At 74.8% G+C, this 24384-nt stretch carries 2 protein-coding genes; both read left to right on the top strand.

From position 1 onward, the window contains the following. Position 1: 1 nt before the first annotated feature. Complete coding sequence (locus F1721_RS22570) at positions 2-17287, top strand: non-ribosomal peptide synthetase (RefSeq protein WP_170301571.1); 17286 nt, start codon at positions 2-4, stop codon at positions 17285-17287. Continuing rightward, entirely contained in the window at positions 17284-24384 is a 7101-nt protein-coding gene (locus F1721_RS22565) for an amino acid adenylation domain-containing protein (protein WP_170301570.1), read from the top strand. Before F1721_RS22570 ends, F1721_RS22565 begins: the two co-directional genes overlap by 4 nt.

Raw genomic sequence — 24384 nt, 5'->3', positions numbered from 1 at the left:
CGTGCGCCCGACCATCGAGGACATCCTGCCGCTGTTCCCGCTGCAGGAAGGTCTGCTGTTCCACCACGAGTACGACCGGGCGACGACCGACGTCTACACCGGGCAGTCCGTGCTGGAGCTGGACGGGCGGGTGGAGCCCGGCCGCCTGCGCGCCGCCGCGCAAGCGCTCCTGCAGCGGCACCCGGCGCTGCGTTCCTGCTTCCGCCGCCGGAAGTCGGGGGAGTGGGCGCAGGTCGTGCTGCGCGAGGTGCCGCTGCAGTGGCGCGAAGTCGACCTGCGCGGTCGCGGCGAGGCCGACCTGGCCGCGCTGACCGCCGCCGAGCGGTTGGAGCGCTTCGACCTGGGCAGGCCGCCCCTGCTGCGGTTCGTGCTGGCGCGCACCGGCGCGCAGCGCTACCAGCTGGTGCTGACCTTCCACCACATCGTTGTCGACGGCTGGTCGCTGCCGGTGCTGGGCCGGGAGCTGTTCCGGCTGCACGACAGCGGCGGCGACCCGGCGGTCCTGCCGCCGGTGCGCTCGACCCGCGACTACCTCGCGTGGCTGGCCGAGCGCGACGCCGACGCAGACGAGCACGCCTGGCGCCGCTCCCTGGCCGGGGTGCGGGAACCGTGCCTGGTCGCGGGTACCGCCGGACGTGCCCCGGAACTCCCGGAGCGCGTCCACTTCGGACTGTCAGAGGGGGAATCCGAAGCGCTCACCGCGTGCGCCAGGGAGAGCGGTCTGACGCTCAACACCGTGGTCCAGGGGGCCTGGGCGCAGGTGGTCGGCCAGCTCAGCGGCCGCGACGACGTGCTGACGGGCGTGGTGGTCAACGGGCGGCCACCGGAGCTGGACGGCGTGGAGTCGATGGTCGGCCTGTTCGCCAACACCGTGCCGCTGCGGCTGCGGCTGCGCCCGGACGAACCGGTGGCCGCGATGCTGCGGCGGCTCCAGGACGAGCAGCTCGCGCTGCTGGCCCACCAGCACGTCCCGCTGCCCGAGGTGCTGCGGTGGAGCGGAGTTTCCGGCCCGCTGTTCGACACCCTGTGCACGTTCCAGAACTACCCGGACAGCGGTGCGGGCGCGCGTGAGCTCGGCGGCGGCGTGCGGATCCTGCGCGCTGCCGGGGAGGACGCGACGCACTACCCGCTGGCGCTGGTGGCCAGCCCGGGGCGGCCGCTGCGGTTCCAGCTCGACCACCAACCGGCGGTGATCGGCACTGCGACCGCTGAGGCGGTGTCCCGGCGGTTCGTCCGGGTGCTGCAGGCGATCCCGCGCGACCCCGGAGCCCCGGTGGGGCGGATCGGGCTGCTGGGCGGCGAGGAGCGCGAACGCGTCCTGGTGCGGTGGAACGAAACAGCGCGGGAGGTGCCCGAAGCCACCGTGCCGGAGCTGTTCGAGGCCCGGGCAGCGCGTCACCCGGAGGCGACCGCGGTGGTGTCCGAGGGCGCTTCCCTGACCTACGGCGAGCTCAACGCGCGGGCGAACCGCTTGGCGCGGCTGCTGGTCGAGCGGGGCAGCGGTCCGGGATCGGTGGTCGCGGTCGTCCTGCCCCGGTCCGCGGAGCTGATCGTGGCGCTGCTGGCGGTGCTGAAGTCCGGGGCCGCCTACCTCCCCGTCGACCCGGCCTACCCGGAGGAGCGCATCCGCTTCCTCGTCGAGGACGCCGCGCCGCCGGTCGTGGTGACCGGCACCGGCGCCGTCCCCGGCGCCCCGGACGAGCGCGTGGTCGAACTGGCGTCGGTGCGCGCCGAGGTCGAGCAGCACCCGGGGGCCGACCTGGACGGTTCCGAACGGCCGCGGCTGACCCCGCGACACCCGGCCTACATCATCCACACCTCGGGCTCGACCGGAGCCCCCAAGGGCGTGGTCGTCGACCACGGCGCGCTGAACCACTACCTGGCCTTCGCGCGGGAGAACTACCCCGGCCTGTCCGGGCGGACGCTGCTGCACTCGCCGGTCTCCTTCGACCTCACCGTGACCTCGCTGTTCGGGCCGCTGACCGCGGGCGGTCAGGTCCGGGTGGCGGAGTTGGCCGACGCGGCCGCCGGTGAACCGCCGACCTTCCTGAAGGTGACCCCCGCGCACCTGCCGATCCTGCGGGGGCTCCCGCGCGGGCTCCAGCCCACCGGGCAGCTCGTGGTGGGCGGCGAGGGGCTGCCCGGCGCGGCCGTGGCCGAGTGGCGGGCGGCGCACCCGGGGGCTGCGGTGATCAACGAGTACGGCCCGACGGAGGCCACCGTCGGCACCGGCACCTTCCGCATCGACCCCGCCGACCCGGTTCCCGGCGGTGCGGTGCCCTCCGGCCGCCCGGTGTGGAACACCCGGTTCTACCTGCTGGACAGCGCGCTGCGCCCGGTGCCGGAGGGTGTGCCGGGCGAGCTGTACCTGGCCGGTGCCCAGCTGGCGCAGGGCTACCTGAACCGTCCGGCGCTGTCCGCCGAGCGGTTCGTCGCCGACCCGTTCGGCCCGCCGGGCGACCGGATGTACCGCACCGGGGACCTCGGGCGGTTCCGCCCCGACGGGAACTTGGAGTTCCTCGGCCGGGTCGACGACCAGGTCAAGGTGCGCGGTTACCGGATCGAGCTCGGCGAGGTGGAGGCGGCGCTGCTACGGCACCCGGGTGTCGACCGGGCGGCTGCCGCGGTCCGCGGCGAGGGCGGCAGCGCCAGGCTGATCGGCTACGTCGTGCCGAACCCGGGGACCTCGCTGGACACCGCGGCGCTGCGCGGACAGCTGGCCGCCGAACTCCCGGACCACCTGGTGCCCACCGCGTTCACCGTGCTGGACGAGCTGCCGCTGACCCCGAACGGCAAGGTCGACCGCGGGGCGCTGCCCGACGCGACACCGGCCGGCGGGGCCCGGGCGGACGCCGGACCCCGGGCGGAGGTCCTGCGCGGGCTGTTCGCCGACGTGCTGGGCGCGAAGCGGATCGGCGTCGACGACGACTTCTTCGCACAGGGCGGGCACTCGCTGCTGGCCACCCGGTTGGTCAACCGCGTCCGGGCGGCGCTCGGGGTGGACCTGTCCGTGCGCGAGATCTTCGAGAACCCGACACCGGCAGCGCTGGACCGGGCGCTGGACGGCGGCGACCGGGCGCGCCCCGGCCTGCTGGGCCGCACCCGCCCGGAGCGGATCCCGCTGTCCTCGGCCCAGGAGCGGCTCTGGTTCCTCAACCGCCTCGACCCGTCGGACACCACCTACAACATGCCGCTGGCGCTGCGCATCGACGGGAGCCCGGACGTGCCCGCGCTGCGCGCCGCGCTCGGCGACCTGGTCGCCCGGCACGAGCCGCTGCGCACCCGGTTCGCCGACGGCCCCGACGGCGAGCACCAGGTGGTGCTCGACGAGTTCCGGCCGGAGCTCGTCGAAGTGCGCTGCAGCGCCGACCAACTCGACGCCGCGCTGGCGGACGCGGCGAGCTCCCCCTTCGACCTGGCGGCGCAGCCACCGGTCCGGGCCTGGTTGTTCTCCACCGGGCCGACCGAGCACGTGCTGCTGGTGCTGACCCACCACATCGCCGCCGACGGGTGGTCGATCCCGGTCCTCGCCGAGGACCTCGGCACCGCCTACACCGCCCGGTGCGCGGGCACAGCGCCGGACTGGGCGCCGCTGCCGGTGCAGTACGCGGACTACGCGGTGTGGCAGCGGGACGGTCTCGGCGACGAGGCCGACCCGCGGTCCCCGCTGGGGAGGCAGCTGGCGCACTGGCGGACAGCGCTGGCGGGCCTGCCCGAAGAGCTCCCGCTGCCCACCGACCGGCCGCGCCCGGCCGCACCCGACCACCGCGGCGCCCACGTCCGGTTCCGCATCGAGGCGGACTTGCACGCCAGGGTGGAGCAGCTGGCCCGGCGCACCGGCACCAGCCCGTTCATGGTCGTGCAGGCCGCGCTCGCGGTCACGCTGTCCAGTTCGGGAGCCGGGGACGACGTGCCGATCGGTGCGCCCGTCGCGGGGCGGGCCGACGAGTCGCTGCACGACCTCGCGGGCTGCTTCCTCAACACCCTGGTGCTGCGCAACGACCTGTCCGGCGACCCGACCTTCGCCGACCTGCTCGGCCGGGTGCGGGAGACCGACCTGGCCGCTTTCGCCCACCAGGACGTGCCGTTCGAGCGGCTCGTCGAGGTGCTCAACCCGACCCGCACGCTGTCCCGGCACCCGCTGTTCCAGGTGCTGCTGTCGATGGTCCCGCCGCAGGAGGCCGAACCGACCACGGTGCTGACCGGGGTGACGGCCCAGCCCTACCAGGTGGCCACCACGACGGCGCGCTACGACCTGGCGTTCAGCCTGCGCGAGCGCTACGCCGCGGACGGTGCGGCGTCCGGTGTGGACGGCAGCCTGGAGTACAGCGCGGAGCTGTTCGACGCGGCGACCGCGCAGGAGCTGGTGGACCGGTTCCTGCGGGTGCTCGCGCTGTCGGTCGGTGACCCGGAGCGCCGCGTCCGCGCGCTCGACGTGCTGGGGCGGGCCGAGCGGCAGCGGCTGCTGGTGGACCGCAACGACACCGCTGGCCCGCTCGGGGAGCGCTCGGTGGTCGAGCTGTTCGAGGCCCGAGCCGCGCGGGATCCGCACCGCTGCGCGGTCGAGTTCGCCGGAACCGCCCTGACCTACGCGGAGCTGAACCTGCGGGCGAACCGGCTCGCGCACCACCTGCTGGCCCGGCCGGCCGGTCCCGAGGACGTGGTCGGCGTTCTGTTGCCGCGCACCGCGGATCTGCTCGTCGTGCTGCTGGCCGTGCTCAAGACCGGCGCGGCCTACCTGCCGATCGACCCGGACCACCCGGCGGGACGGATCGGGCACGTGCTCGACGACGCGGCACCGGCCTGTGTGGTGACCACGCGCGAGCTGGCGGCGACCCTGCCCGCGACCGCGCGGCCGGTGATCCTGGACGACGAGGCCACCGCCGCCGAGCTGGCGTCGGCTCCGGCCGACGACCCGGGCCGCGCTGTTCCCGGCGCGCACCCGGCCTACGTCATCTACACCTCGGGCTCGACCGGGCTCCCCAAGGGCGTCGTGGTGACCCGCACCGCGCTGCTGAACTTCCTCACCGCGATGGGCGAGGTCGCGCCGCTGGCCGCGGACGACCGGCTGCTGGCGGTGACCACGGTCGGTTTCGACATCGCCGGGTTGGAGCTCTTCGCGCCGCTGCTGGCGGGCGCGACGGTGGTGCTGGCGGCGCGCGAGGTGGTGCGGGACCCGGCGGCGCTGCGGCGGGCGATCGCCGACGAGCGCATCACGGTGGTGCAGGCGACGCCGAGCCTGTGGCAGGAAGCGATCGGGGACGGGGCGCACTCGCCCGCGCTGTCCGGCGTTCGCGTGCTGGTCGGCGGGGAGGCGCTGCCGGGCGGGCTGGCCCGCGCCCTGCACGACCGGGCGGCGTCGGTGACCAACCTCTACGGTCCGACCGAGACCACCATCTGGTCCACGGCCGCCGCGGTCTCCGCGGACACACCGACGATCGGGCGCCCGATCCGCAACACCCGGGTCTACGTGCTGGACCGCGACCTGCGGCCGGTCCCGGTGGGCGTGCCCGGCGAGCTGTACCTGGCCGGGCCGGGACTCGCGCGCGGCTACTCCGGTCGGCCCGAGCTGACCGCGCAGCGGTTCGTGGCCTGCCCGTTCGGGGAACCCGGCGAACGGATGTACCGCACCGGCGACCTGGTCCGCTGGAACCGGCGCGGGGAGCTGGAGTACCGGGGCAGGGTCGACGACCAGGTGAAGGTGCGCGGCTTCCGGATCGAACCGGCCGAGATCGCCGCCGCCCTGGCCGCGCACCCGACCGTCGACCAGGCAGCCGTGGTCGTCCGTGAGGACCGGCCGGGAGACCAGCGGTTGGTCGGCTACGTCGTGCCCGCCGCCGGACCTGTCGACGGGGCGGTGCTGCGCGCCGCAGTGGCCGAAGTGCTCCCGGAGTACATGGTCCCGGCCGCCGTGGTCGAGCTCGACGCGATGCCGCTGACGCCCAACGGCAAGCTGGACCGCGCGGCGCTGCCGGAGCCGTCCTACGCACCGGACAGTCGCTCTCGCGCACCCCGAGGGCCGCGCGAGGAGGTGCTCTGCGGGCTGTTCGGCGAGGTGCTCGGGGTGCCCGAGGTGGGCGTGGCGGACGACTTCTTCGCCCTCGGCGGGCATTCGCTGCTGGCCGCCAGGCTGGTCAGCCGGATCAGGTCGGTGCTGTCGGTGGAGCTGCCGGTGCGAAGCGTGTTCGACGCGCCGACCCCGGCCGGGCTCGCCGCGCTGCTCGACAGCGGTGGCGGGGCGCGTCCGCAGCTGCGGGCGGCACCGCGCCCGGAGCGGATTCCGCTGTCCTTCGCCCAGCAGCGGCTGTGGTTCCTGCACCGGTTGGAGGGGCCGAGCCCCACCTACAACATGCCGTTGGCGCTGCGGCTCTCCGGCGCGGTCGATCGGGGTGCGCTGCGGGCGGCACTGTCCGATGTGGTCACCCGGCACGAGTCGCTGCGCACCGTCTTCCAGGAGGACGAGTCGGGCGCCCACCAGGTGGTGCTGCCCCCGGCGGAGACCGGTCCGGTGCTGCAGGTGGTGCCCACCAGCGACGACGACCTGCCGGAGGTGCTGGCCGACGCGGCGCGGTACCGCTTCGACCTCGCCCGGGAAACCCCGCTGGTGGCGCGGCTCTTCGAACTCGGGCACGAGGAGTCGGTCCTGCTGCTGGTGGCGCACCACATCGTGTGCGACGGCTGGTCGGTCGGGGTGCTGGCGCGGGAGCTGGGGGAGGCCTACGGCGCGCGGTGCGCGGGCCGCGCCCCGGACTGGTCGCCGCTTCCGGTGCAGTACGCGGATTACGCCGGGTGGCAACGAGATCTGCTGGCGGATGCCGAGGTCTTCACCGAGCAGCTGGACTTCTGGAGGTCGCAGCTGGCCGGGCTGCCGGAGGAGATCGGCCTGCCGGTGGACCGGCCCCGCCCCGCGGTGCCCTCGCACCGCGGCGCGACCGTCGAGTTCGAGATCCCGGCCGACCTGCACGCCGGGCTCACCGAGCTCGCGCGCACCACCCACGCGACGGTGTTCATGGTGCTGCACGCAGGTTTGGCGGCGTTGCTGTCCAGGCTCACCGGTGGCGCGGACATCCCGATCGGCGTCCCGGTGGCCGGTCGCGGCGACGAGGCGACCGAAGACCTGGTGGGGCTGTTCGTCAACTCGCTGGTGCTGCGCACCGAAGTGCCCGCAGATGCATCCATCGAGGACCTGCTCGCCGCGGTCCGCGAAACCGACCTGGCCGCATACGCCCACCAGGACGTGCCGTTCGAGCGGCTCGTCGAGGAGCTCAACCCGCAGCGCGCAGCCGCGCGGCACCCGCTGTTCCAGGTGATGCTGACCTTCGACTCCGGTGACCGCACCGGCGGGCCGCAGCTTCCCGGGCTGACCACCTCCGCGCTGCCCACCGGGACCGGTGCGGCCAAGTTCGACCTGTCGTTCGGGCTGACCGAGACCCGTGGTGCCGACGGTGCCCCGGCCGGGCTGCGCGGGACGCTGGTCTACAGCACCGACCTGTTCGACCCGGAGACCGCCGAGTCGATCGTGCGCCGGTACCTCCGCCTGCTCACCGCGGTCCACCGGGCGCCGGGACAGCGGCTGGCCACCGTCGACCTGCTCGACCCCGCCGAGCGCGAGCGGATCGTCGTCGACTGGAACGACACCGCCGAGCAGGTCGGCGAAACGACGCTGCCCGCGCTCTTCGAGGCGCAGGTGGCGCGCACGCCCGACGCCCCGGCGGTCGCGCACGGCGGTGAAGTGCTGACCTACGCGGAGCTGAACATCCGCGCGAACCGGTTGGCGCGGCTGCTGGTCGAGCGAGGGGTCGCCCCCGGTTCGCTGGTGGCGGTCTGCCTGCACCGCTCGGTGGACCTGCTGGTGGCGCTGTTCGCGGTGCTGAAGTCGGGTGCCGGGTACGTGCCGGTGGACCCCGACTACCCGGCCGAGCGCATCGCCCACCTGCTCGACGACGCGCGGCCGGAGCTGCTGATCACCACGTCACAGCACACCGACCGGTGCCCGCGGCCGACCCGGGGTTCCGGGGTGCGGCTGCTGCTCGACACCCCGGCCTCGCGCGCCGCACTGGCCCGCCGCGACCCGGCGAACCTCGCGGGAACCCGGGTGGTTCCGGCGCAACCGGCCTACGTCATCTACACCTCGGGCTCCACCGGTCGGCCGAAGGGCGTGGTGGTGGAGCACCGCAGCCTCGGCGCGTACCTGTCCCGGGGGAGCGGGGCGTACGCGGCGGCGGCCGAAGGATCGCTGGTGCACTCCTCGGTCGCCTTCGACCTGACGATCACCGCGATGTTCACCCCGCTGGTCAGCGGCGGCCAGGTGCGGTTCGCGGAGCTGACCGAGGACGGGGTGGGCGGCCACCGGCCACCGGCGCTGCTGAAGGTCACCCCCAGCCACCTGGAGCTGCTGAACTCGTTGCCGGCCGCGGCTTCTCCAGCCGAACTGCTGCTCATCGGCGGCGAGGCGCTGCGCGGTCCCGCGCTGCGGGAGTGGCGCGAGCGGCACCCGGACGTCGAGGTGCGCAACGTCTACGGCCCGACCGAGCTGACGGTCAACTGCCTCGAGCACCGGCTGCCGCCGGGCGCCCCGACGCCGCCCGGGGACGTGCCGATCGGGCGGCCGTTCCGGAACCTCCGCGCCTACGTGCTCGACGCCGGGTTGCACCCGGTTCCCGACGGGGTCGTCGGGGAGCTCCACGTGGCGGGTCCCCAGCTCGCGCGCGGTTACCTCGGCCGTCCGGAGCTGACCGCCGAGCGGTTCGTGGCCGACCCGTTCGGCCTGCCCGGTTCTCGGATGTACCGGACCGGGGACCTGGTGCGCCGGGACCGGGGCGGCGAGCTGGTCTACGTCGGCCGCGCCGACGACCAGATCAAGCTGCGCGGCCACCGGATCGAGCTCGGCGAGGTCGAGGCCGCGTTGCTGGCCCAGCCCGGGGTGCGGCGCTGCGCGGTCGTGGTGCGCGAGATCCGCGAGGGCGACCAGCGCCTGGTGGGCTACGTGGTGCCCGACGGGGCCGCCGAGATCGACGTGGACCGGCTTCGCGGTGCCGTGGCGGCCGTGCTCCCGGAGCACATGGTGCCCTCGGCGGTGATCGCGCTGCCGGACCTGCCGCGCACCCCGCACGGCAAGCTCGATCGCGCGGCCCTGCCCGCGCCCGCGCTTTCCCGCGCGCCCGGCGGGCGGGCGGCCCGCGACCCGCGCGAAGAGGTCCTCTGCGCGCTGTTCGCGGAGGTGCTGTCGCTGCCCGCGGTCGGGATCGACGACGACTTCTTCGAGCTGGGCGGGCATTCGCTGCTGGCCACCCGGCTGGTCAACCGGGTCCGCAGCGCCTTCGGGGTGGAACTCCCGCTGCGGCAGCTGTTCGCGACCCGCACGGTGGCCGGGCTGGCCGGTGCCCTGGACCGGGCCCGCGGAGCGCGGCCACCGGTGGTGGCGGTGCGCCCGCGCCCGAGCCGGATTCCGCTCTCGGCGGCCCAGCGGCGGCTGTGGTTCCTCGACCAGTACGAGGGTGCTGGGCCGCACTACAACATCCCGATCGCCGTGCGGTTGTCCGGGCGGCTGGACCGGGCGGCGCTGGAGAGCGCGCTGGCGGACGTGGTGGCCCGGCACGAGGTGCTGCGCACTGTGTTCGCCGAGGACGCCGAAGGCCCGCACCAGATCGTGCTCGACGCCGGTGACGCCGGGGTGGAGCTGCAGGTGGTGGCGACCGCGGAAGACCGCCTCGACGATGAGGTGGCCGAGGCGGCCCGGCACCCGTTCGACCTGGCCGCTGCCCCGGCGATCCGCGCGACGCTGTTCACGGTGGACGAGCAGGAGGCCGTGCTGGCGCTCGTCCTGCACCACATCGTGTGCGACGGCTGGTCGATCCCGCTGCTCGTGGCCGATCTCGGTGACGCGTACCGGGCGCGGGCCGCCGGGCGGGCGCCGGACCGGACCCCGCTGCCGGTGCAGTACGCCGATGTCGCGCTGTGGCAGCAGGAGTTCCTCGGCTCCGAATCGGACCCGCACGGGCTGCTCGGCGAGCAGCTGGCGTACTGGACCAGTGCGCTGGACGGGATTCCCGACGAGCTCCCGCTGCCCGCGGACCGGCCCCGGCCCGCGGTGGCGAGCCACCGCGGTGCGCACGTGGACTTCGAGCTCCCCGAGCAGGTCGGCCGGGCGGTGCAGGAGCTGGCGGTGCGCGCCCGGTGCAGCACGTTCGCGGTGCTGCAGGCGGCATTGGCCGCCACGCTGTCCGCCGTGGGGGCGGGCGAGGACATCCCGCTGGGCGTCCCGGTGGCCGGGCGGCACGACGAGGCGGTCGACGACCTCGTCGGGTTCTTCGTCAACACCCTGGTGCTGCGCACCGACACCTCGGGCGACCCGACCTTCGCCGAGCTCCTGGACCGGGTCCGGGAAGCGGACCTGACCGCCTTCGCCCACCAGGACGTGACCTTCGAGCAGCTGGTGGAGGCGCTCAACCCGCAGCGCTCGGCAGCGCGCCACCCGCTGTTCCAGGTGTCGCTGGCGTTCAACAACATCGACGCGTCCGCGGCGGTGGAGCACTGGCCGGGCTTGGCGGTGCGCGGACACCCCGTCGGCACCGGTACCGCGAAGGTCGACCTGGCGTTCGCCGTGCGGGAACGGCGCAGCGCCGACGGCGCCGCGGTCGCGTTGCGCGGATCCTTGGAGTACGCGACCGATCTCTTCGACCGCGAGACCGCGCGAGGTCTGGTGGACCGCTTCGGCCGGGTGCTGGCCGCGGTCGCCGCCGACCCGGGGCGCAGGTTGTCCGAAGTGGACTCCCTGGCGCCGGAGGAACGGGCGCTGGTGCTCGACCGGTGGAGCCGCGACGGCGGGTCCGCCGTCGCGGAGTCGTCGTGGCTGGAGCTGTTCGCGGAGCAGGTGCGCCGCACGCCCGAGGCGGTCGCGGTGGAGCAGGCGGGCGAGCGGATGTCCTACGCCGAGCTGGACGCGCGCTCCGACCTGCTGGCGCGGCGGCTGCGCGCCCGCGGCGCCGGACCGGAGCAAGTGGTGGCGGTCGCGCTGCCGCGCTGCCCGGACTGGATCGTGTCGCTGCTGGCAGTGCAGAAGGCCGGTGCGGCGTACCAGCCGCTCGACCGCGAACACCCGGCGGAGCGGGTGCAGCTGCTGCTCACCGCAACAGCACCGGTCGCTGTGCTCACCGACGCCACCGGGTTGCGCGACGGGATCGCTGGCTGCGACCCGCGATTGCTGCTGCCGGTCGACGGGACCGAGCCGGGCGGCGCGGACCTGCCGGGTGCACCCCGCCCGGGCGACTTGGCCTACGTCATCCACACGTCCGGCTCGACCGGGACGCCGAAGGGCGTCGCGGTCACGCACTCGGGATTGCGCGCCTTGGCGGTCAGCCACCACGAGCGGCTGGAGCTCGACGCCGAAAGCCGCGTCCTGCAGGTGGTGTCGCCGAACTTCGACGTGTCGGTGGCGGACGTGGTGATGGCGCTGTCGTCCGGTGCCGCGCTGGTGCTGGCCCCGGCCGGGCGGATCGCCGGTGCCGAGCTCGGCGAGCTGCTGACCGGCGAGCGGATCACGCACGTGATGCTGCCGGCCTCGTTGCTCGAGACGGTGCCGGAGACCGAGGCACCGGCACTGCGGTGCACCGTGATCGGCGGCGAGTCGGTCGGTGCCGAGCTCGTCGCGCGGTGGGCCCGCGGCGGGCGGCGGGTGCTCGACGCCTACGGCCCGACGGAGGTCACGGTCGCGGCCACGATCAGCGGTCCGCTGACAGCTGGGAGCACCCCGCACATCGGGCGCCCGGTGCGCAACGCGCGGGTCTTCGTCCTCGACGCGCTGCTGCGCCCGGTACCGCCCGGCGTGCCAGGTGAGCTCTACGTCGCCGGTTCCGGGACGGCCCGCGGTTACCTGGGGCTGCCCGCGATGACCGCGGAGCGCTTCGTGGCGTGCCCGTTCGGCGGAGCCGGGGCGCGGATGTACCGCACCGGCGACCTGGTGCGCTGGACCCGGGACGGGGATCTGCAGTTCCTGGGCCGGGCCGACGACCAGGTGAAGGTCCGCGGGTTCCGGATCGAGCTGGGCGAGGTCGAAGCTGCGGTGGCCGGGCACCCGGAGGTGGACCGCTGCGCGGTGGTCGTGCGCGAGGACCGGCCCGGGAACGCGCAGCTAGTCGCCTACGCCGTGCTGGTCGCCGGGTCGGGCGCGGACGCCGAGGAGCTGCGGCACGCGGTCGCGCGGCGGCTGCCGGAACACCTGGTGCCCGCCGCGTTCGTGGTGCTGCCGGAGCTGCCGCTCAACGCCAGCGGAAAGCTCGACCGGACGGCGCTGCCCGCCCCGGCGCCGCCGAGCCCGGCCGCCGGGCGCGCGCCGCGCGATGCCCGCGAGGAGATCCTGTGCGGGCTGTTCGCCGAGGTGCTCGGGGTGGCAGACGTCGCGGTGGAGGAGAGCTTCTTCGCGCTCGGCGGGCACTCGCTGCTGGCCACCCGGCTGGTCGGCAGGATCCGCGCCGTGCTCGGCGCCGAGCTGACCGTCCGGCAGGTCTTCGACACCCCCTCGGTGGCGGAGCTGTCGCGGGCCCTGGAACTGGCCGGTGGCAGCGACCGGGCGCGGCTGGAGCCCACTCCGCTGCCGGAGCGGGTGCCGCTGTCCTTCGGTCAGCGGAGGCTGTGGTTCGTCAACCGGCTCGAGGCGGGCGAGGCCGGGTACAACATGCCGTTGGCGCTGCGGCTGTCCGGGCAGCTGGACCGGGCGGCGCTGTTCGCGGCGGTGGACGACGTGGTCGGCAGGCACGCCGCACTGCGCACGATCTTCCCGGACGACGGCGACGAACCGCACCAGCTGGTGCTCGCCGATGTCGAGCTGCGCTGGGAGCTCGGCGAGGTGACCGAGGCGGAGCTGGCGGAGCGGCTGACCGCCGCGGCCCGCCGCGGTTTCGACCTGACCAGGGAGATCCCGCTGCGCCCGGCCCTGTTCGCGGTGCGCGGCACCGACGGCCCGGAACCGGAGCACGTGCTGCTGCTGAGCATGCACCACATCGCTGCGGACGGGTGGTCGGTCCGGCTGCTGGCCCGAGACCTCACCGAGGCGTACCGGGCCAGGTGCGAGGGGCGGGAGCCGGGCTGGGGACCGCCCGGAGTGCAGTACGCCGACTACGCGGTGTGGCAGCGGAAGCTGCTCGGCGCCGAGGGGGACCCGGACGGCGTCCTCGCCCGGCAGCTCGCGCACTGGCGATCCACTTTGGACGGAATTCCGGAGGAGATCGCGCTGCCGACCGACCGGCCGCGCCCCGGGACGGCGTCGAACCGGGGCGGCCGGGTCCGCCTGGAGATCCCGGCCGAGCTGCACGAGCGCGCGGTGGCGGTCGCGCAGGCCCACGGGGTGAGCCTGTTCATGGTGCTGCAAGCCGCCCTGGCCGGGCTGCTGTCGCGGCTGGGGGCCGGGGTGGACGTGCCGCTGGGCACGACCGTCGCCGGGCGCACCGAGCCCGCGACCGATGACGTGGTGGGCTTCTTCGTCAACACCTTGGTGCTGCGCAACGACGTCTCCGGCGACCCGACGTTCGGCGAGCTGCTGGCGCGGGTGCGCCAGACCGACCTGGCGGCCTACTCCAACCAGGACGTTCCGTTCGAGCGCGTCGTGGACGCGCTGCAACCGGAGCGGTCCCGGTCCCGGCACCCGCTCTTCCAGGTGATGCTGTCGCTGGACAACACGCGCGGCGCGGCACCGGTCGGGACCGGTCGCTCCGGGCTGTCGGTCACCGACTACCCGCTGGACACCGGAGCGGCCAACTTCGACCTGCTGTTCGGCTTCGCGCCGCAGCACGCGGCGGACGGCACCCCGGACGGGCTGGTGGCCACCCTGCAGTACAGCTCGGACCTCTTCGACCACCGGACCGCGGAATCGCTCGGGCGCTGGTTCCTCGCCCTGCTCGGCGCGCAGGTCGCAGACCCCGCGCGGCGGCTGTCCGAAGTGGACCTGCTCGACCCGGTCGAGCGGGAGCGGGTGCTCGTCGGGTGGGGCGCGGCCGGACCCGCGGAACCACCGGCCACCTGGGCCGAGCTCTTCGAAGCGCAGGTGGTGCGCACCCCCGGTCGCACCGCGGTGGTCGCCGGCCCCGAGGAGATCTCCTTCGCGGAGCTCGACGAGAGGGCGAACCGGTTCGCCCACCAGCTCATCTCGCGCGGCGTCGGCCCGGAGCAGTTCGTGGCGCTGGCGCTGCCGCGCACACCAGACCTCGTGGCGGCACTGCTCGGCGTGCAGAAGGCAGGTGCGGCGCACCTGCCGATCGACCCGAACTACCCGCGCGACCGCCTCGAGTTCATGCTCGGCGACGCCCGGCCGGCGCTGGTGGTCACCACCGGTGACCTCCGGGGCGCACTGCCCACCGGCGACATCCCGGTCGAAGTCCTCGACGACCCCGCGACCCGCGCGCAGATCGCGGCCCGGCCGGGCCGTCGCCCGACCGACGCGGAGCGGACGGCACCGCTGCGCCCCGAATCAGCGGCGTACGCGATCTACACCTCGGGTTCGACCGGGCGCCCCAAGGGCGTGGTGCTCGACCACCGCGGTCTGGCGAGCCTGGCCGCGGCGCACGCGGAGCGGCTCCAGCTCGGCGCCGACAGCAGGCTGCTGCAGCTGGTGTCGCCGAACTTCGACGCCGCGGTCGGCGACTTCGCGATGACGCTGCTGACCGGCACCACGTTGGTGCTCGGCCCGGTCGACGGGCACGTCGGCGGTGCCGAGCTGGCCGAGGTGGTGCGCCGCGACGGGATCACCCACCTGACGCTGCCGCCCGCGCTGCTGAGCACGCTCGACCCCGAGCAGGTGCCCGGGGTGCGCGGGGTGCTGATCGGTGGGGAGTCCTTCTCCGCCGACCTGGCCCGGCGCTGGTGGGACGCGGGCCGACGGTTGATCAACGTCTACGGCGCCACCGAGTCGACGGTGCTGACCACGATGAGCCAACCGCTCCGCGGGACTGCCGCACCCGACGCCGGGCGGCCCATCTGCGGGGATCGGATCTACGTGCTCGACAGCGCGCTGCGGCCGGTCCCGCCGGGAGTGGTGGGCGAGGCGTACCTGGCCGGGTCCGGCGTCGGCCGCGGCTACCTGCACCGGCCCGGGCTGACCGCCGAGCGGTTCGTGCCCGATCCCTTCGGCGAACCGGGGACCCGGATGTACCGGACCGGTGACCTGGTGCGCTGGACCGGCGCCGGGGCGCTGGAGTTCGTCGGCCGGGCCGATGAGCAGGTGAAGCTCCGCGGGTTCCGGGTGGAGCTCGGCGAGATCGAGGCCGTGCTGGCCGAGCACCCGGACGTGGCTCGGGGTGTGGTGCTGGTCCGCGAGGACCGGCCGGGCGACCGCAGGCTGGTCGGCTACCTCGTGCCGCGCACGGCGGAGGCGGATCTGGCCGGGATCCGGGAGCACCTGGCCCGGCGGCTGCCCGAGCACATGGTGCCCGCGACGCTGGTGCCGGTGGAGTCGATCCCGCTGACGGTCAACGGCAAGACCGACCGCGCCCGGCTGCCGGTGCCCGACTACGGGGCGGAGAGCACCGGCCGGGCCCCGGGCACCGCGGTGGAGGTCGTGCTGTGCGAGCTGTTCGCCGAGGTGCTGGGGCTGCCGGAGGTCGGCGTCGACGACGGCTTCTTCGCGCTCGGTGGGGACAGCATCATGTCCATCCAGCTCACCAGCCGCGCCCGGCGAGCCGGGCTGGTCTTCGCCGCCAAGGACGTGTTCGAGCAGCAGACGCCCGCCGCGCTGGCCGGTATCGCCGAGCGGGCCGAAGAGTCGGCGGACGAGGACCCGGCCGACGGGGTCGGCGCGGTCCCGCTCACCCCGGTCCTGCACTGGTTCGCCGAGCTCGGCGGCCCGGTGGACCAGCTCAACCAGTGGAAGGTGCTGCGGGCGCCGGAGAACTGCGACCTGGAGCAGCTGCGCGCCGCCGTGCAGGCGGTGCTCGACCACCACGACGCGCTGCGGATGCGGATGCACTTCAGCGCCGACCCGCAGACGGGCGGGCCCGGTGCCGGGCAGGACTGGGAACTCGAAGTCCGCCCGCCCGGATCGGTGCGCGCCGCGGGCTGCGTGCACCGGGTGGATCTGTCCACATCGGACGATGTCGAGCTGGCGGAGCAGCTGGTCGCGCACGCCACCGCCGCGCGCGAACGGCTCTGCCTGGCCGACGGGGTGCTGCTGCAGGTCGTGCACTTCGACCTGGGCGAGCACCGGCCGGGAGTGCTGCTGGTCGATGCTCACCACCTGGCGGTCGACCCGATGTCGTGGCGGATCCTGCTGCCCGACCTGCAGGAGGCGTGGCAGGCGGTGCGCGACGGGCTGGACGTCGCCCTGCAGCCGGTGCGGACCTCGTTCCGGCGCTGGGCCACCCGCCTGCTGGAGTGGGGGCGGCGGCCGCAGCTGCGGACCGAGCTGGCGCACTGGAGCGAGCAGCACCGCAAGTCGGTGCAGCTGTGGGAGACCGGGCCCGCGATCAGCGCCACCAACGCCGACTGCGAGCGGATCACCCGGCAGGTGCCGGTGGAGCTCACAGAAGCGGTCCTGACCGAGGTCGGCGAGGTCTTCCACACCGGGGTCACCGATGTGCTGCTGGCCGCGCTCGCGCTGGCGCTGGGCCGCTGGCGCCGGGACGCCGCTGCGGGCGTGCTGGTCGACCTGGAGAACCACGGGCGCGAGGAGGAGATCGTCGGCGGCGTGGACCTGACCCGGACCATGGGCTGGTTCGCGAGCATGCACCCGGTCCTGCTGGACACCGCCGCCTTCGACCACGCCGAGGCGTGGGCGGCAGGCCCGGCGGCGGGCCAGCTCCTCCGGCACGTCAAGGAGCGGCTGCGCGCGGTGCCCGACCGCGGCCTCGGCTACGGGCTGCTGCGCTACACCGATCCGCGCGGCGCCGCCGAACTGGGCGGGCTGCCGCGGGCCCAGATCGGCTTCAACTACCTCGGGCGGTCGGCGGAATCGGCCTCCACCGGACGGGCCGCGGACTTCGCCGTGCTGGGTGACATGGCCGGGATCGGCGGGCAGGCGCCCGGGATGCGGCTGCCGCACCTGCTCGAGGTCGCGACGGTGACCCGGGACGGCCCGGACGGCCCGCGGCTGGAGTCCAACTGGGTCTGGCCGCGCGACCTGATGTCCGCAGCCGACGTCGCCGAGCTGGCCGAGCTGTGGGGGCGGGCGCTGCACGTGCTCGTCGAGCACGCCTGCGAACCGGCTGCTGGCGGCTACACGCCTTCGGACGTGTCGCTGGTGTCGTTGAGCCAGGGCGAGATCGAACTGCTGGAAGCGGACTGGGAGGACCTCGAACAGTGAGCCGCGCGGAGTTGCAGGACATCCTTCCGCTTTCCCCCCTGCAAGAGGGGATCTTCTTCCACCACGTCTACGACGAGGTCGGGCCGGACGTCTACGCGATCCAGCTGACCCTGGACCTGGCGGGCCCGTTGGACACCTCGGCGCTGCGCGCGGCGGCCGAGGCCCTGCTGGCCCGGCACCCGAACCTGCGCGCCGGGTTCCGCTACCAGGGCCTGAGCCGACCGGTCCAGGTCGTGCCGCGCTCGGTCGCGCTGCCGTGGCACGAGGTGGACCTGTCCGGGCTCCCGGAGCGCGACCGAGCGGCCGAGGAGCAGCGGGTGCTCGACGCGGACCGTGCCGCCAGGCTCGACCTGGCCAAACCACCGCTGCTGCGGTTCACCCTCGTGCGGCGCGGCGAGCAGGACCACCGGCTGCTGCTCACCTTCCACCACATCCTGCTCGACGGGTGGTCGATGCCGCTGCTGTGGCGGGAGCTGGTGGCGCTCTACCGGTCCGGCGGGGATACCAGCGGCCTGCCCGCGGTCCGGCCCTACCGCGACTACCTGGTGTGGTTGTCCGAACAGGACAGATCGGCCGCGGAGCGGGCGTGGCGCGCGGCCCTGGAGGGGCTGGCCGGGCCGACGCTGGTGGCCCCGGAGGCCGACGTGGTGCCGGTGGTCCCGCAGCGGCTCGGCAGGCACGTCTCCGACACCGCCACGCGCGCGCTGACCGAGTGGGCGCGGCGGGAGAAGCTGACGCTGGGCACCGTGGTGCAGGGCGCGTGGGGCCTGGTCCTGGCGCGACTCACCGGGCGGGACGACGTGGTCACCGGCCTCACCGTCTCCGGCCGCCCGCCGGAGGTCCCCGGCGTGGAGGACATGATCGGCCTGTTCATCAACACCGTCCCGCTGCGGGTCCGGCTCGACCCGGCGGAGACCGCGGCGCAGTTCCTGCACCGGCTGCAGGAGGAGCAGGCCGGACTGCTGGCGCACCAGTACCTGGGGCTGGGCGACATCCAGCGGCTGGTCGAGGTCGGGCGGCGGCGCGGTGGCCTGTTCGACACGCTGACCGTGTTCGAGAACTACCCCTCCGGCGGCGGTTCCGGGCCGGGCGGCGACGGGCTGCGGGTGACCTCCGTGGACAGCCAGGACGCCAACCACTACCCGCTGTCGCTGATCGGGGCCCCGGGGGAGCGGTTGTGGCTGCGGCTGGACCACCGCCCCGACGTCTTCGGCGAAGCCGAGGCGCGGGCAGTGCTGGACCGGTTGGTGGCCGTGGTCGAGGACATCGCGGCCGACCCGGACCGGCCGGTGGCCGAGCTGGGCGTGCGCGCCGCGCCGAGCGGGGTGGCCGTTGGCGGTGCCACCGAGGTGCCGGAGCGGTCGCTGCCGGAGCTGTTCGCCGCGCAGGTGCGGCGCGGGCCCGGCGAGCTGGCGGTGGTCTCCGGCGCCGACGAGCTGTCCTACGCCGAGCTGGACGAGCGGGCGAACCGGTTGGCGCACCGGTTGATCGGCCTCGGCGTGCGGCCGGAGAGCCCGGTGGCCCTGCTGCTGGAGCGCTCGGCGGACGTCCCGGTGTCCGCGCTGGCGGTGCTCAAAGCCGGTGGTGCGTACGTGCCCCTGCACCACGCGTTCCCGCTGGAGCGGATGCGCCAGGTCGTCCGGGAGGTCGGTGCGGAGGTCGTGGTGACCGACAGCCGGATGGCCGAGCTGGTCGCCGATCTCGACCTGAGCCGCGTGGTGGTGGACACCGACCAGGAGCTGGCCGCGCAGCCGTCCACCAGCCCGGAGGTGCCGGTGGCACCCGATCAGCTGGCGTACGTGATGTTCACATCCGGCTCCACGGGCACGCCCAAAGGGGTCGGCGTGACGCACCGCGGGGTCGCCGAGCTGGCCTGGGACCGGCGCTGGCGCGGCGGAGCGCACGAACGGGTGCTGATGACCTCCGCGAACGCCTTCGACGCCGCAACCTACGAGCTGTGGATCCCGCTGCTGGCGGGTCACCGGATGGTGGTCGCGCCGCCCGGTGAGGTCGACCTCGGCGTGCTGGCCGACGTCATCGAGCGGCACGAGGTGACCGGTGCGCTGCTGACGACAGCGCTGTTCAACCTGATCGCCGAAGAACGCCCGCAGCTGCTCGCCGGGATGCGCGAGGTCTGCACCGGCGGCGACGCCGCGTCGGCGGCGGCTTTCCGGCGCGTGCTCGAGGCCTGCCCGCGGACCGCGGTCACCAACCTCTACGGCCCGACCGAGATCACCGTCAACGCCACCCACCACGCGGTGCGCTCGGCCGCGGAGGTGGGCGAGGCGGTGCCGATCGGCGGGCCGATGGACAACACCCGGCTCGCGGTGCTCGACGCCCGGTTGCGACCGGTGCCCGAAGGCGCGGTCGGCGAGCTCTACATCGGCGGCGCCGGACTGGCCCGCGGGTACGTGCACCGCCCCGGGCTCACCGCGGAGCGCTTCGTCGCCGACCCGTGGGGCGAGCCGGGCGCCCGGATGTACCGCACCGGTGACCTGGTGCGCCGCAACCGCGACGGGAGCTTGGAGTTCGCCGGCCGGGCCGACGACCAGGTGAAGGTCCGCGGGTTCCGGATCGAGCTGGCCGAGGTCGAGGCGGCGGTGGCGGCGCGGCCGGACGTCGAGGCGGCCGCCGTGGTGGTGCGCGAGGACCGGCCGGGGGACAAGCGGCTGGTGGCCTACGTGGTGCCGGAGGCGGCGGACACCGCGCGGGCCCGCGCCGAGCTCGCCGAGGTCCTGCCCGCCTACATGGTCCCGGACTTCTTCGTGCCGGTGGCGCAGCTGCCCACCACCCCGGCCGGCAAGGTCGACCGCCGCGCGCTGCCCGCGCCGGACGAGCACGGGTGGACCGGGCGCGGCCCGCGCAGCCCGCAGGAGGAGATCCTCTGCGGGCTGTTCGCCGAGGTGCTGGGCCGCTCGTCGGTCGGGATCGACGACGACCTGTTCGCGCTCGGCGGCAACTCCCTGCTGGCCACCCGGCTGGTCAGCCGGATCCGCTCGACGTTGCGGGCGGAGCTGGCGATCCGCCAGCTGTTCGACAACCCGACGGTGGCCGGGATCTCGGCGCTGCTGGGCCGGGCGGGCCGCGTGCGGCGACCGGTGCGCCGGGTGACCCCGCGCCCGGCGCGGGTGCCGCTGTCGTTCGCCCAGCGCCGCTTGTGGTTCCTGGACCGCGTCGACCGGGCCGCCACGTACAACATCTGGCTGCCGCTGCGCCTGAGCGGGCGGCTCGACCGCGACGCCCTGCGCGCCGCGCTGGCCGACGTGGTGGCGCGGCACGAATCGCTGCGGACGGTCCTCGCCGAGGACGACGCGGGTCTGCACCAGGTCGTGCGGGAGCCGTTCGAACCGGACGTGGCCGTGGTGGCGACCAGCGAGGCCCAGCTGCCCGACGAGATGGGCCGCGCGCTGCGCACCCGCTTCGACCTCGCGGCCGAACCACCGCTGCGCTGCTGGTTGTTCGAACCCTCCGACGCACCGGCGGAGCACGTGCTGCTGCTGGTGATGCACCACGTCGTCGGGGACGGCTGGTCGATGCCGCTGCTGCGGCGGGATCTGGCGATGGCCTACTCGGCGCGGTGCGCCGGACGCGCGCCCGACTGGGAGCCGCTGCCGGTGCAGTACGCCGACCACGCGCTCTGGCAGCACGCCGAGCTCGGGTCCGAACAGGACCCGGACAGCCCGATCGCCAGGCAGCTGGCCTACTGGTCCGAGCAGCTCGCCGGGCTCCCCGAGGAGCTCCAGCTGCCCGCCGACCGGCCGCGCCCGCTGGTGGCCTCGCACCGCGGCGGGCTGGTCCCGTTCGACATCCCACCCGGTCTGCACGCCGGGCTGGTGGGGCTGGCCAGGGACGCCCGCGCCACCCTGTTCATGGTCCTGCAGGCCGGGGTCAGCGCCCTGCTGTCCCGGTTGGGCGCGGGCGAGGACATCCCGATCGGCACCCCGGTCGCCGGGCGCACCGACGACGCGCTGGACGAGCTCGTCGGGTTCTTCCTCAACACCCTGGTGCTGCGCGCGGACCTCTCGGGCGACCCGACGTTCCGGGAACTGCTCGACCGGGTACGCAGCACGGATCTCGACGCCTACGCGCACCAGGACCTGCCGTTCGAGCGGCTGGTCGAGGTGCTCAACCCGCAGCGGTCGCTGGCCAGGCACCCGCTGTTCCAGGTGCACCTCACGGTGGACAACAACGACCGCTCCGCGGTCGGTGCGGTCGCCGGTCGGGTGCCCGGGCTGAGCGTGACCACGGAGCGGATCAGCTCGCCGGTCGCCAAGTTCGACCTCTCCTGCACCTTCGTCGAGCAGCACGCCGCCGACGGCAGCCCGGCCGGGGTGCGGGCGACGCTGGAGTACAGCGCCGACCTGTTCGACGAAGACACCGCGGTCGCGCTGACCGACCGGCTGCTGCGGGTGCTGGAGACGGCGGTCGCCAATCCGCAGGTGCGGGTGGGCCGGATCGACGTGCTGTCGCCGGGGGAGCGGCGCCAGGTGCTCGAGGGCTGGAACGACACCGCCGTCGAGCGGCCGTGGCGGAGCCTGCCGGAGCAGTTCGAAGCGCAGGTGCGCCGGAGCCCGGACCTGCCCGCGGTGCTCGACGGTTCAGCGCTGAGCTACGCGCAGCTGAACAGCCGCGCCAACCGGCTGGCCCGGTGGCTGATCGCCCGGGGTGCGGGGCCGGAGCAGGCCGTGCCGCTGTTCCTGCCGCGCGGGGCGACCCAGCTCGTCGCGCTCTGGGCGGCGGTCAAGGCGGGCGCGGCCTACGTGCCGGTCGATCCGGCGCTGCCACCGGAGCGCGTCGCCGCGACCCTGGCGGGATTCCGGGCCCCGCTGCTGCTGACCACCTCGGACCTGGCCGAGCAGCTGCCCGCCGAGGTCCCGCCACCGTTCGCGCTGGACGACCCGGACCTGGTCGCCGAACTGGCGCAGGAGCGCGATGCGGACCTCACCGACGCCGAGCGCGGCACCCGGCTGCGCCCGGAGCACCCGCTGTACGTGATCCACACCTCCGGCTCCACCGGTCGGCCGAAACCGGTGGAGATGACCGCCGGGGCGATGGCCAACCTGCTCGCCTGGCAGCGCGAGGTCCTGGAACCCGCGCCCGGTCGCGTGGTGGCGCACTTCGCGCCGATCGGGTTCGACGTGTCGGCGCAGGAGGTGTTCTCCGCGCTGCTGACCGGGAAAACGCTGGCGGTGTGCCCGGAGGAGGTGCGCCGCGACCCCGGCCCGCTGGTCGATTGGCTCGACGAGCACGAGGTCGCCGAGCTGTTCGCCCCGGCGCTGGTCGTGGAGGCGGTCGCCACCGCCGCGGTGGAGCGGGGCCGCCACCTGCCCGCGCTGCGCGACGTCGTGCAGGCCGGGGAGGCGCTGGTCCGCACGCCCGCGATCGCGGAGTTCGTCCGCCAGCACCCGGACCGGCGCTTGCACAACCACTACGGTCCGACCGAGACGCACGTGGTGGTCGGCTGCACGCCCCCGTCCCGGGAATCCGGGCCAGCGCCGATCGGGCGGCCGATCGGCGGGCTGCGCGCGTACGTGCTCGACCGCTGGCTCAACCCGGTCGCCCCCGGCGCGGTCGGCGAGCTGCACATCGCCGGTGCCGGGGTGGCCCGCGGCTACCGGGACCTCCCGGGGATGACCGCCGAGCGGTTCGTGGCCGACCCCTTCGGCCCGCCGGGCACCCGGATGTACCGCACCGGGGACCTCGCCCGCTGGAGCGGCGACGGGCAGCTGCACTACGCCGGTCGCGCGGACCTGCAGCTCAAGATCCGCGGCTTCCGGGTGGAACCGGGTGAGGTCGAGGCGGTGCTCGCCGGGCATCCGGCGGTGTCCCGGTGCGCCGTCGTGCCGCGGCCCGGCCGCAACGGCGAGTCCCGGCTGGTCGCCTACGTGGTGCCGCAGCGGGACCTGCCGGTGGCGGCGGCCGAACTGCGCAAGCACCTCGGGCAGGCGCTGCCCGACCACATGGTGCCCGGTGCGTTCGCGTTCCTCGACGAACTCCCGCTGGGCCGCAACGGCAAGCTGGACCGCGCCGCGCTGCCCGACCCGGACGGCGAGCGCACCGCCGACCAGCTGCCGCGCACCCCGGAGGAGAGCGTCCTGTGCGGACTGTTCGCGGAGGTGCTCGGGTTGCCGTCGGTCGGGGTGCACGACGACTTCTTCCGCTCCGGCGGGCACTCGTTCCTGGCCGCGCAGCTGGTGCGCCGCATCCAGCTGGTGTTCGGCGCTGAGCTCTCGGTGCGCAGCGTGTTCGAGGCCCCCACGGTGGCCGAACTCGCCGCCGAGCTGGGATCGGACTCCGCCGCCGACCCCTTCGCCGTGGTGCTGCCGCTGCGCACCGGCGGGCACCGGCCGCCGCTGTTCTGCGTGCACCCGGCATCCGGCACCAGCTGGTCCTACGCCGGGCTGCTGGCGCACCTGTCCCCGGACCAGCCGCTGTACGGTCTGCAGGCTCCCGCGCTGACCGGCGGCGGGCGCCCGGAGTCCGTCGCGGAGCTCGCCGCGGAGTACGTCCAGCAGATCCGCGCTGTGCAGCCGACCGGCCCCTACCGGGTGCTCGGCTGGTCCTTCGGCGGGCTGGTGGCGCACGCGATCGCGACCCGGCTGGAGGAGCTGGGCGAGCAGGTCGACCACCTGGTGATCGTCGACTCCTTCCCGGCCCCCGAGGACCGGCCGACCGCCGCCCCGGCCGAGCACGAGATCCTCGCCTCGATCTTCCCGAGCGGCTTCGGCTACGACCCGGAGGAACTCGTCACCGACCGCGACGCGGTGCTGAGCCGCTACGCCGAGGAGCTGCGCAGGCAGGGCAGCAGGCTCGCCGCGCTGGGCGAGGCCGGGCTCAAGGCCACCACCGAGGTCTTCGTGCAGCACAACCGGATCATGACCACCTTCGAGCCGCAGCGGTTCGACGGCGACCTGCTGGTGTTCACCGCGCTGCGGCGCGAACCGGGCGCCCGCCGCTGGCGGGCGGAGGACTGGCGGCCGCACGTGACCGGCCGGATCGCCGAGCACGAGGTGGACGCCACCCACGACGGCCTGCTCGCCGACCCGCCCGCCCTGGCGGAGATCGGGCGCCGCCTGGACGAGGAGCTCGGCGGGTGA

The sequence above is a fragment of the Saccharopolyspora hirsuta genome (assembly GCF_008630535.1).
Lineage (GTDB): Bacteria > Actinomycetota > Actinomycetes > Mycobacteriales > Pseudonocardiaceae > Saccharopolyspora > Saccharopolyspora hirsuta.
Note: the sequence above shows the minus strand (reverse complement) of the source record. Positions and strands in the feature narration are given on the sequence as shown.